Annotated in this window: 6 protein-coding genes; 1 reads left to right on the forward strand and 5 read right to left on the reverse strand. The window is 67.7% G+C overall.

What is annotated here, in order from left to right; genetic code table 11:
• Positions 1-8: 8 nt before the first annotated feature.
• The 5 genes from ACFVYE_RS31380 to ACFVYE_RS31400 form a co-directional block, all read right to left on the reverse strand.
• Entirely contained in the window at positions 9-3,296 is a 3,288-nt protein-coding gene (locus ACFVYE_RS31380) for an amino acid adenylation domain-containing protein (RefSeq protein WP_389607801.1), read from the reverse strand.
• Positions 3,297-3,359: 63 nt separating this feature from the next.
• Positions 3,360-5,891 (reverse strand): Pls/PosA family non-ribosomal peptide synthetase, encoded by a 2,532-nt coding sequence (locus ACFVYE_RS31385; protein ID WP_383962464.1) that lies wholly within the window; start codon positions 5,889-5,891, stop codon positions 3,360-3,362.
• A 908-nt stretch (positions 5,892-6,799) separates the two neighbouring features.
• Positions 6,800-7,276, reverse strand: a complete 477-nt coding sequence (locus tag ACFVYE_RS31390) for a (2Fe-2S)-binding protein (protein WP_383962467.1) — start codon at positions 7,274-7,276, stop codon at positions 6,800-6,802.
• Between the two features lie 18 nt (positions 7,277-7,294).
• Positions 7,295-9,631: a molybdopterin cofactor-binding domain-containing protein gene (locus ACFVYE_RS31395; protein WP_383962469.1), complete on the reverse strand. Its 2,337-nt coding sequence runs from the start codon at positions 9,629-9,631 to the stop codon at positions 7,295-7,297.
• Positions 9,632-9,789: 158 nt separating this feature from the next.
• The gene (locus ACFVYE_RS31400; protein WP_383962472.1) at positions 9,790-10,353 is read right to left on the reverse strand and encodes a helix-turn-helix domain-containing protein; all 564 of its coding nucleotides are present in this window, start codon (positions 10,351-10,353) and stop codon (positions 9,790-9,792) included.
• Between ACFVYE_RS31400 and ACFVYE_RS31405 the strand changes: the two genes are divergently transcribed.
• The gene (locus ACFVYE_RS31405; RefSeq protein ID WP_383962475.1) at positions 10,352-11,281 is read left to right on the forward strand and encodes a TIGR03619 family F420-dependent LLM class oxidoreductase; all 930 of its coding nucleotides are present in this window, start codon (positions 10,352-10,354) and stop codon (positions 11,279-11,281) included. The two genes, ACFVYE_RS31400 and ACFVYE_RS31405, sit on opposite strands and share 2 nt — an antisense overlap.
• Positions 11,282-11,499 lie beyond the last annotated feature (218 nt).

The raw sequence follows: 11,499 nt of genomic DNA on the forward strand, positions 1-11,499 counted from the left end.
GTTGCCACTCAGAAAGAAGCGAACAAGTCGGCGGCGCGCAGCACGGCCTGTGCCGCCTCGGTCGGACGGGTACGCAGGAAGTGGTGGCCGCCGTCGGCGAGCTCGTGCAGGTCGACCTGGTCGGCCAGGAGCTGCCAGTCCCGGTACCGGCGCGGGTACTCCGCCGTGCTCGGGTCGTCGGCGGCAACGACCACGGTGACCGGCGCGGACAGCTTCAGCGCAGGCGGGCTGTCCAGGGCGTCGGCGAAATAGCGGTGTGCGGACACACAGTCGTGCCGGTAGGCGGCACCGACGTGCTCGGCGTGCTGTGCATCCAGCTCAACGAGCTCGGGGTACCCGCCGTCCGCGCTCAACTCCGCGGCGATCTCGGCGTTGCTCAGCCCGGTCAGCTCGGTGATGGTGGCGCGCCGGTGGGCGGCGTCACCGAGCAGTTGCGCGCCGAGGAACACCCGTTGGACGTCCACCCCGCGCTCCTGCAGCTTTCTGGCCGTCTCCACGGCCAACGCGGTGCCCGAGGAATGGCCCCACAGCAGGACTCTGGTCAGGCCGCGCCGGATGATCTCGACGACGACCTGCTCGACCACCTGTGTCATCGGCGTGATCGGCTCGCTCCCGGCGGCCACGTCGTGACCGGGCAGCTCGACGGCGTAGACCGCAGGCCCGCCGCCCGCCAGTGCCCCGGCCATCGGCCGGAAGTTCACCGCGTTGCCGCCGGCGTAGGGGAAGCACACCAGGGCAGCGGCCTGCGCACCGTCCGATTCCGACAGTGGCTGAAGCAGTTCGGAGCGCCGCTCGGACCTGCCGTCGACCGGCTCGGAGCGCCGCTCGGACCTGCTGTCGACCAGCCCGGCCAGATCGGCAAGGATCGGGTAACGGGTGACGTCCTTGAGGGACACCGCACGGTCCAGGGTGATCGCCAGCTTCACTGCCGACAGCGACGTGCCGCCCCGGTCGAAGAAGTGGTCCCGCCGTCCGATCCGGCTCTGCGGGATGCCGAGCACCTTCGCCCATGCGGCCGCCAGTCGCTGTTCGGTCGGCGTACTCGGGGCGCGGTAGTCGTCCTGGACGACGCCGAGTTCTTCGGCGAGCGCCCGCAAAGTCTTCCTGTCGATCTTGCTGTTGGCAGTCAGCGGGAGACTCTCCCGCCAGTGGACGGCCGACGGGACCATGTACTCGGGCAGCGACTCACCGAGCCGGTCCAGCAGGACGTCGGCCTCGAGTGGCTGCTGACCGGAGTAGAACGCCACCAGGTGCTTGCTCTGGTCGGCCCGCTCGGTGACCACCACTGCACCGTCGCGAACACCGGGCACCCGCAACAGGGTGTTCTCGATCTCGCCGATCTCGATCCGGAAGCCACGGATCTTCACCTGGGTATCCCGGCGTCCGAGGAACTCCAGCTTGCCCTCGGGCTGCCAGCGGCCGTAGTCGCCGCCCCGGTAGAGCCGGGCGCCCTCACGGTGCGGATCGGCCAGGTAGGCCTGCCGGGTGCGCTCGGGATCGTTGACGTATCCCCGGCCGACGCAGACGCCGGAGAAGACGATCAGACCGGGGGCGCCGAGCGGCACCGGGGCCAGATGCTCGTCGACGACGTAGACGTGCACATTGTTGACCGCAGGACCCAGCAGGACCCGGTCTCCGTCGGGCACACGGTCCATGACCTCGTGGTTCGTGTCGTCCGAGGTCTCCGTCAGCCCGTAGGCGTTGATCAGCTTGATCCCGGGCTGGGCGGCGAACCAGCGTTGCGTGAGCTCCTTCTTCAGCGCCTCACCAGTGACCGACACGCACCGCAGATCCGGCAGCTCGCGGGGGTGCTGCTGCAGACAGGACACGACGACGTCCAGGTAGGAGGGTACGACCTGGAGGACGGCGACCCGGCCGTCAATGATCTTGTCGACGAACCGCTGGACGTCCAGGATCACCTCCTGCTCCACCAGCAGGGTCCGCCCTCCGACGAGGAGCCCGGACACCAGTTGCCACAGCGAGATGTCGAAGCACTGGGGTGCGGTCTGGGCGACCACCTGTCCCTCGCCGATCTCCAGGTCATCGATCTTGGCGTAGAGGTGGTTGAGCATGCCCGCGTGCTCGCACATCGCGCCCTTGGGCTCACCTGTGGAGCCGGAGGTGAAATAGATGTAGGCGAGCTGGTCCGGTGCGACGCGGAGGCCCAGATCATCGTCGGCATGGTCCTCCTCGTAGGCTGCGCCGACGAATAGTTTCTGGACCCCGGACAGCGAGTCGAGGGCCTGGTCGAGCGTGGAGGTGCTGCCGGGTTCGGTCAGCACGAGCCCGCATGCGGCACGGGAGAGCATGGTCGCGAGGCGATCGGCCGGGAAGTTCGGCTCGATGGGCAGGTACACGCCACCGGCCTTGAAGACCGCGAGGACGGCGGCCATCCAGTCCAGGTTGCGCTCCGTCACCACCGCGACCACACCCTCGGGGCGCAGCCCCCGCGCCAGCAGGGCTCGTCCCAACCTGTTGGCACGCGAGTTGAGTTCCCGATAAGTCAGCCGGCGTTCCCCATGCACCGCCGCGACGGCGTCCGGGTGTGCCGCCACCCGCTGCTCGAACAGCTCGTGGAACCGGCGGTCCGGCAGCTCCCGGCGCGGACCGGCGAGCCCTTCGAGCTGGAAGCTGAGTTCCTCGGCGGACAGCAGGCTCTGTCGCCCGTGCTCGGCGTCGGGATCGGCGGCGATCAGCGCGAGCGCGGTGAGGTGGTAACCGGCGATCCTGACGGCGCAGTCCGCGTCGAGCGCGTCGGTCCGGTACCGCAGCCGCAGCAGGAGGCGGCCTTCGCGTTGCGAGAATCCCACCCACAGCACGGTGTTACCGGCGAGTTCGCCGACCGAGCCGTGCGGATCGAACACGGTCTCGATCGACGGTTCGGCCAGGCCCAGCTCGCGCCTGAGCTCATCGACCGGAAAGCCCTTGTGCACCAGCAGATCTGACGCGACCCGATGGGTGTACAGCAACAACGTCCGCCACGAGTCGGGTTCGGTCGTCAGCCGGCAGGGCAGCAGCGGGCCGCCCTCCACGGTGACGTAGCCGGTCGCGACCTCGTGCTCGCCGGACAGCGCGGCGAGCACCTTGGCGTGCGCGGCGAGCAGCACCGAGTCGAGCGGCACCGCCAGGTCCTTGGCCAACCGGCCCAACGCCGCCACGACGTCGTCCGGGACCGTCGCCTCGTGTTCGCCGACGCCCTTCACCGGATCGAGCGTCCACCGCGGGATTGCGGTGAATCCACCGGCGACGAGCACAGCGCGCCAGAACTCCCGGTCTGCCTGCACTTGCGTTTCCATTTGGTCGTCCCTCTCCAATCACCGTCGCCACCGTGCTGTCCAGCGCCGACAAGGGCGGCGCTGCTAGCCCCGCGTCAATGCTTCGGGCTGATATGGGGCATCTCGCATTTCCGTGGCGGGGTTTCCTCCCCAGCGTGCGCGCTGTGGGACTTCCTCGCCCTTCATGAGAAAGGAGTCGGGGGCGAGCACTGCGCTGTTGCCCATCGTCACGCCGTAATGGACGTGGGATCCCACACCGAGGGTGCAGCCGGCTTCGATGGTGCTGCGATCGGACTTGAAGGTGCCGTCCTCCTGCGAGTGGCACTGGATCTTGCTTCCCGCGTTGAGCGTGCAGTCGTTCCCGATGGTGGTGAGCGTCCGCTCCGTCAGATAGCAGCCGTCATCGAAGACCCTGCTGCCGATACGGACGCCCAGCATCCGCCAGATCACGTTCTTGAAAGGGGTGCCGTTGAAGACGTTGAGGTACGTGTCAGGCACCTTCCAGAGGCGCTCGTGCCACCAGAAGTACGGGTCGTAGATGGAACACAACTGCGGTTGCAGCGCGCGGAATGCCGCGATGCCGCGCTCCACCAGTACGAAGTAGACGGCGGTGAATCCAAGGCTGAACACCAGGAACACGACGATCATTAGATGCCCGTAGGAATCGTAAAGATCGACGTTCGCCAGGCCGAGCACCGTGAGCACGAAGAAGTGCAGCCACCGCACGAGCAGGAAGAAGACCATCGAGCGGATGTTGTAGCGATTCTTCGCGTCGAGGTTGCGGCGCAACTCGTCGCCGGTCCGGAGATGGTCGAACCGGGAGTCGCGCTCGACCGATCGGGGAATCTCGAAGCACGGCGAGCCGAGCAGGCCCACCCCTTCGCGTACCTCGCCGTCGAGCGGAATCATCACCTTCGTCGCGAGAAGGCAGTTCTCGCCCGTCCTGGCCCCTGAGGGAAAGGCGATGTTGTTCCCGATGAAGTTGTGTGGCCCGATCGAGGCCCGGGACACCCGGAAGGACGTGCTCGAGAAGTCGGCATTGACGATGGAGAGCCCGTCAGCGACCATCGTTCCGCTGCCGACGGAGCACAGATACGGGGTCTCGTGTTGCACTTCCGTGCCGAAGTTCGACCCTGTCTGCTCGACCCGGGACAAGTCGTATCCGAGGCCGCGCAAATAGTGGACGATGTAGGAGCTGTCACCGAACAGCCATTTGAAGAACTTGATGTTGGTCATGCGCCCGATCGCGCGGTGCGCCGAGTAGTGAAACCCGTACAGCGGATAGACCTTGTCCGGCTCGACGAACAGGTTCAGCAGGCGCGGAACGGTGAAAAGTGCGGCCAGGCCCACGACGACGAAGCCGAAGAACAGAATGAAGGAAAGGATCAGGGCGTCGATGTAGAGATCCGGCGATGTGAACCCCACCGTGCCCGGGCCCAGCCGGCTGTTCAGCGCCGGAACCAGGGTCACCAGCATGAACGCGCCCCCGACAGCCAGCGGCACGTAGAGGAAGAAGAGCTGAAGCACGGTGACGAGGCCGAAGCCGGCCCGGCGCAGCGTGCCGCACTTGGCCGGCCCGATCCTCAGGTAGTCATGCTCCGTGAGCTGTGCGGGGGATCCGTGCCAGCGCTGCCCGGCCGGGACCGCCTGGCCGCTGTACAGCGTGGACGTGTGGCCGAGTTGCGCCCCGTCGCCCATCGATGTGTCGATGTCGACCACGGTCTTCTCGCCGATGAACACGTCCCGGCCAAGGGTGACCCGGCCGGTCTGGATACGGCCGGCGTGCGCCCGGTAGCAGAGGAAGAACGAGTCCTTGCGGATCACCGTGCCGGCACCGATCGTGAGCAGGTCGGGGCAGACCGGAACGTTGCGGGAGAGGATCGTGACTCCCTTGCCGATCCGTGCACCCAGGGCTCGTAGGTACAGCACGTACAGGGGATTGCCGACGAAGAAAATCATCGGATTGGCATGGATCAGCACTTTGACGGTCCAGAAGCGCAGATACGTCAGACCCCAGATCGGGAACTCGCGCGGTTTCCACCGGCCGACGAGGAGCCATTTGGCCACGATCGGGAAGGTACACAGACCGACGAAGCCGACGCCACCGAAGACGAACGATCGCAGGTAGATGCCGACCGCATCCGAGCCGGCGGAGACCCATGTATAGCCTCGGTCGGCAATGAGTCCGGCGAGGAAGGAATATCCCAGGAAAAGCAGGAACTGCAGTGTTCCGCAGAGGACGTACTGCACCGTGCCGGCCGGGGTCACCACCTCGGCCGGCACCGGGGCCGACGACTCGGCAGTGATGGGCGCGGCGTCCGTGAGTCCCGTCGCCAGGCTTCGGATCGTCGGGTGCCGGTAGATATCCTTCATCGACGCCGATGGGAGGTCCGCCCGCTTCCTGACCCGTGCGCAGAAATGGGCCATTACCAACGAGTTGGCGCCGAGGTCATCGAAGAAGTTGCTGTCGACCGACACCCGTTCGACGCACATGACGTCAGCCAGCACCTCGGCGAGGTCTGTCTCGATGCCGTTCTTCGGGCCGGTGTCCCTGCGCATGCTGATCGCAGATTCATCCGGCCCGGACATCAAGACCTCGACGGATTTCTCCTCCATGCGGGCTCCTTGAGGCGAACATTCGAGTGCCGTCGGCCATTACGGTCGGCGCCCCGTACTCGCGCTTTTTCGATGGCCGGAGCGAGTAGTCCGGAAGTCACGAGGTCGGGATCCGTTGTCCGATTCCCAAACCGTCGCCTTATTCTTAGCAGTCCATCGTCGGGCTGCCACTCGAAACTCGATCGCATCGGCGCGGCAGCCCCTCTCGACGGCGCCATGGATCGCTCGCTGCCGGACGCCCGGCGTCCGCCTTGCGGAGCGCTCGCTGCCCGGTTCATTCCTCATCCATGTCCCCACCCAATGGGACAGCGATGAGCTGCGCACGGGTCTCGCCCTACTGCACGCGAGTGGCGTGTGCCTGATCCGGGAGGGAGCTGCGCCGGGGCGCGCAACACCCGCCGAATGAGGGTGACCGGCCCGCACGGGCGCGTGGATATGGACGAGGCGGTCGTGATCGATGCTGAATGCGCCCGCCCTCTCCGGACGGGCGCCGCCTTGTGGGCGGGCGTGACCGTCCGGGTCAGCGATCGGCCCGTACCGCCGCGTCGTACGGAGACGATTTCGGCTGTGATGGAGAACGCGGTGTCCTCCGGGCTGACGGTGCCCGGGGCGAGGCCGATCGGGTGGTGCGGGCAGGCGAGCAGGTTCGCGTACAGGCGTAGGTGAAGGAGGTGCGGGCATCGCGCACGGTGACGCGGAACCCCAGGAATCGGTCGCCGCCAAAGAGCGAGGTGGCATGGTCCCGCGCGCGGAGGATCAGCTGTCGGGGTGGTGCCGTCCAAGGTTCGAGACCGGGCGGACGGGGTGTTCCCGTCGACACGACCTCCAGCCGGCGGCACAGCAGCTCTGCCGCCGGGTCGCGCAGGTTTCCTCCTCAGCAGTGGGTGTACAGCGGCTGACGGCCCGGGTCACATGTTCTTCGCGCCCGCCTTGATGGCCTCCCGGATGCGGGTGTACGTGCCGCAGCGGCAGATGTTGCGGATCTCGTCGAGGTCGCGGTCCTCGATCTCGCGGCCATCGGCGGCGGCCTGCCGGACCTTGGCGACGGCGGCCATGATCTGGCCCGGTTGGCAGTAGCCGCACTGTGCGACGTCCAGGTCCAGCCAGGCCTCCTGCATCGGGTGCAGATCCTTGCCGACAGTGGCGGGCAGCCCCTCGATCGTGGTGATCTCGTCGTCCGGCGTGATCTTCGACACGGGGACCGAACACGGGTTGAAGGCCTTGCCGTTGATGTGCGACGTGCAGGCCTGGCACACGCCGAGACCGCATCCGTACTTGGGTCCCGTGACGCCGAGCAGGTCGCGCAGCACCCACAACAGTCGTACGTCGTCCTCGGCCTCGACGGTGATCTGCTCGCCGTTGAGCTTGAAAGTGTGGCTTGCCATGGCTGGACTCAGGGCTCCTCAGTAGGCGCGGTCAAGACCGTCGGTGGGGGACTGGGGTGTGGACGGTTCGAGGGGCAACGGCTCGAAGCCGAGGGTGCCATGGTTGATCGGGAAGCTCGTCGGCATCGTGCCCGTCGCGCGGGCGTACGCACAGGCGATGGCGGCGAACGCGGGCGCCACCCCCAACTCGCCTGCTCCGGAGGGCTTGTCACTGGTGCTCGGCATGACGACAACCCGTAGTTCGGGCGGGGTGTTCCACTGCCGCGTGTAGAAGTAGTTGTCCCAACTGCCCTCCAGCGGGATGCCGTCCTTGATGTGCAGGCTGGAGGTGAGGGCCATGGCGAGGGCGTCGTTGAGACCGCCCATCATCTGGGCGTCCAGGCCGCGGGGGTTGATGGCGAATCCCGCGTCGACGACCATCAGGGCCTTTGTGACGCGCGGTCCCGTCACCGCGTCCCGGATCTTCCGGTTGACGGTCTCCGGCCGACAGTCGATCTCGACGAGCGTGGCGACCGCGCCCCGGTACTCCGAGTGCAGGCCAATGCCCTGGGCCACCCCAGGGGGCAGTGACCTTCCCCAGTCGCCCTCCTCGACCGCCTTGTCCAGGACGGCGCGCAACCGCTCGTCCTTGAGGAATTCGCGGCGGAACTCCACGGGGTCCTTCCCCATCTTCGCGGCGAGCCGATCGACGACCAGCTCCCGCGCGCACGCCACATTCGGGGAGTAGATATTGCGCATGCTGCCCGTGTTGAACTTCAGCGGCACCTCGTTGAGCAGCTGGGTGGTGACACCGAAGTTGTACGGCGAGGACTGAGTCAGCTCGAAGATCGTCTCGGCGAACGTCAGGTTGCCGGCGACGGGCAACTTCGCCGCCGTCGACGTGATCATCTCGCCGAGACCGTGGCCGAAGTCGGTCTGCGAACTGGTGTGCCGCTGCTCGTAACTGAGGACGTTGCCGAGCGCGTATGTCGCGCGTACACGTGAGACGCACATCGGATGCGTACGGCCCTGACGGAAGTTGTCGGTACGGGACCACGACAGCTTGACCGGCTTGCCCATCCTCTGCGAGATCTCCGCCGCCTCGGCGGCCACGTCGTGGAAGAGATGCCGGCCGAAGGAGCCGCCGCCCTCCACCACATGGACGGTGACCGCCTTCTGGGGCAGTCCCAGACGGGTGGCGATCTCGCGCTGGGCCACGATCGGCACCTTCAGGCTCGCCCAGATCTCGGCGCGGTCGGCGCGGACGTCGGCGATCGCGTTGTCGGGCTCCAGCGGGCTGTTGCTGGCGAACGCGAAGGTGAACTCGGCGTCGAGCTTCTTGGTGAGCAGGGGCGGTACGATCATGGGCAGGGCGGCCGCCTTGATCTTGCGCAGTACGGTGTCGTCCGACTCCCCGTCCACAGTGCCCGGCCCCCAGGTCACCTCCAGGGCCCGCAGCGCGTCGATGCACTGGCCGAACGTCTCCCCGCGGACGGCTACGCCGTGCTCGACGGCCGCGACATCGGTGATGCCCGGCATCCGCGCGACCACATCGGCGTTGTGGACGGTCTCGACCGTCCCGTTGATCGTCGGCGGTCGGCGCACCATGGTCGGTTTGGCGTCGGGGACTTGGTGGTCCATGCCGAACTTCTTGCGGCCGGTGACGATGGCGAGTGCGTCGATACGGTTCTGGGGCGTGCCCAGAACCGTGAACTCGTCGGGTGACTTGAGAGGTGCGGCGGCCGCCAGGACCTTCGTGCCGGCTGCGGCTGCGGCTTCGGCGAGCGATCCGTACGTCGCGCTGTGCGTCGACCCGTATCGGATCACGCCGTCCTCAGTGGTGAGTTCGGACGACTCGACGCCCCATTGAGAAGCAGCGGTCGATATCAGCCGTTGCCGGGCGACTGCCGCCGCGGTGCGCACCGGAAGGTACATGCTGCGCATCGAGTTGGAGCCGCCGGTGAGCTGGTTCATCATCAACTCGGGCCGGGCATCCGCGAGGGCGACCCGAACCCTGTTCAGCGGAAGGTACAGCTCCTCGGCGATCATCATGGCGATCGCGGTGGTCATGCCCTGGCCCACCTCGGCCCGCGGCACCGCGAACGAGGCGGTGCCGTCCGTGTGCACCTGGACCGTGATCAGACCCGAAGTGGGCGCGGCCGCCAAGTTCTGCAGATCACCGAGGTCGAAGAGGTCCTCGGGCTGCGGCAGCGACGGCACGGCCGCCTCGGCCTCCTGCCCGTCGAGCGCGTCGACGCCGAAGCGTACGCCGACGGCAAGGGTCGGGGCGGCAAGGATGTAGGCGAGCACTCTGCGGCGGCCGGGGCCTTCGGGTGCTGATCGCGAGTGCTGGGGCAAGCGGCTCTGTTCTGCCATATGGGGTCCTTCCAGAAGCCCGAACGGGGAGACAAGTGGGACCCGTTCCGCGTCCCGGAGCCAGTCTCGGGGCACAGAAGTGGGCCGTGATCACGTTGACCTACGTCGAGCGGGCGTGGCTGTGCATGTCGCACAACCGGACGGCGGTCAGCATTGTTTCACCTGATGAGGCTGGCACCGAGCAGTCTCAACAGGCACAGGGCGACGGAGAGTTCCACATGGTCGCCACAGTTCGTGATGTCGTGTCCGGTGATGGTGTGGATCCTGCGAAGGCGGCTGAGGACGGTGTTGCGGTGGCGGATCAGCACTTCGGCCGTTCGGACGACGGATCCATCCGTGGTGACCCAGGCCTCCGGGATGCCGATCTGCGTCGTGTGCGACGGTGACGACGTCGCTCCTGGCAAGGCCCTTCCGCAGCCCGCGGCAGGCGTGGGCGCGAGGGCACGCTCCACAGCAGCGCGGCGGACGGCGCGCCCGGGACACGAGCCGGACCCCGTGTCCCCGCGTGCGCATGCGTCACCCAAGAGCTCGTCATGGGCGGCCGGCCGAACGGCAGGGCCCTCTGCTTCTGCCTGCGCAGGACGGTTCGCGTGCCTCGTGGAGACTTGGCAGCGAGGGCGCCCCCCATCCCTTGCGCCAAACGTTTCGACGGACACCGGACAAGGAACAAATGGGTGTCCTACGTCAGTTGTCCAGCAGTCATCATGAAGGAGTGCATACATGACGATCTCACTCGGTCTCGGTCTCCCGCAGATGAAGCAGTACGACCTCCGCCGCGATGTGGCCACCGTGGCACGCGCGGCGGAGGAGACCGGATACGCGAGTCTCTGGGTCTTCGAGCGTGTCCTTTTTCCTGAGCCCGCCACCCAGGGGCTGTACGGCGTACCGGGGCAGCCGTGGCCCGACCAGTACCGCAGTGTCGCCGACCCACTCGTCACGCTCGCGCTGGCTGCCGCGGCCACCGGCACGGCCCGGCTCGGCACCAGCGTCCTGGTCGCGCCTTTGCACGTGCCGTTCCAACTGGCTCGTTCGCTCGCTTCGCTGGACGTCGCGAGCGGTGGGCGAGTGATCGCGGGCCTCGGCACGGGATGGTCTCTGGACGAATACGCAGCCGCCTCCGTCGCGCCTTTCGAGAAGCGTGGTGCGGTCCTGGACGAGCTGCTGGACGTGTGCGCGGCGGTCTGGGGCCCGGACCCCGTCTCCTACGAGGGCGAGCTGACCACTATCGCCCCGTCCGAGGTCGGCCCCAAGCCGGTGCGCCCCATTCCGGTCTACCTGCCCGCGAACAGCCCGCGCGCCACCCGCCGTCTGGTCGACCGGGCGGACGGCTGGTTGCCCGTGGCCATGGGCGCCGCTCGGCTGGCCGAGGAGTGGCAGCGGCTACAGGACGTGGCCGCCGAGCGCGGTCGGGAGCGTCCGGTCGACGTCTGCGCCCGCGTCAATGCGCGGTACAGCGCCAAGCCGTTCGAGGGCGCGGGCCGACAGCCCTTCCACGGGAGCGTGGCGCAGATCATCGAAGACCTGGTGGCGCACGCCGAAACGGGCGTATCGGAGTTCCTGCTGGATCTCCAGGGCTCGACGCGTGACGCCGCGGAGCTGATCGACGTGGCGGCCGAGGTGTACGAGGCAGCGCGAGCCGCGGGCGTCTGACGATCGCGCGATGGTGTCCGGGACCTGTGCCCGGCGTTGACGGTTGCGGAGACCGTTGCGCGGCCGGCCTGTTGATGTGTCCCAGTCGTGCGTCGGTATTGGTCGCAACGGTCGCGGGGCGGGGGGGGGGGGCCGCAGCGCGGGGGGCCGCCCCCCCCCCCCCCCCCCCGCCCGTAAGCCCAACCCCCACCCCGGCCCCCACCCACCCCCAGGCGACG

Source organism: Streptomyces sp. NPDC058239, from assembly GCF_042882185.1.
GTDB lineage: Bacteria > Actinomycetota > Actinomycetes > Streptomycetales > Streptomycetaceae > Streptomyces.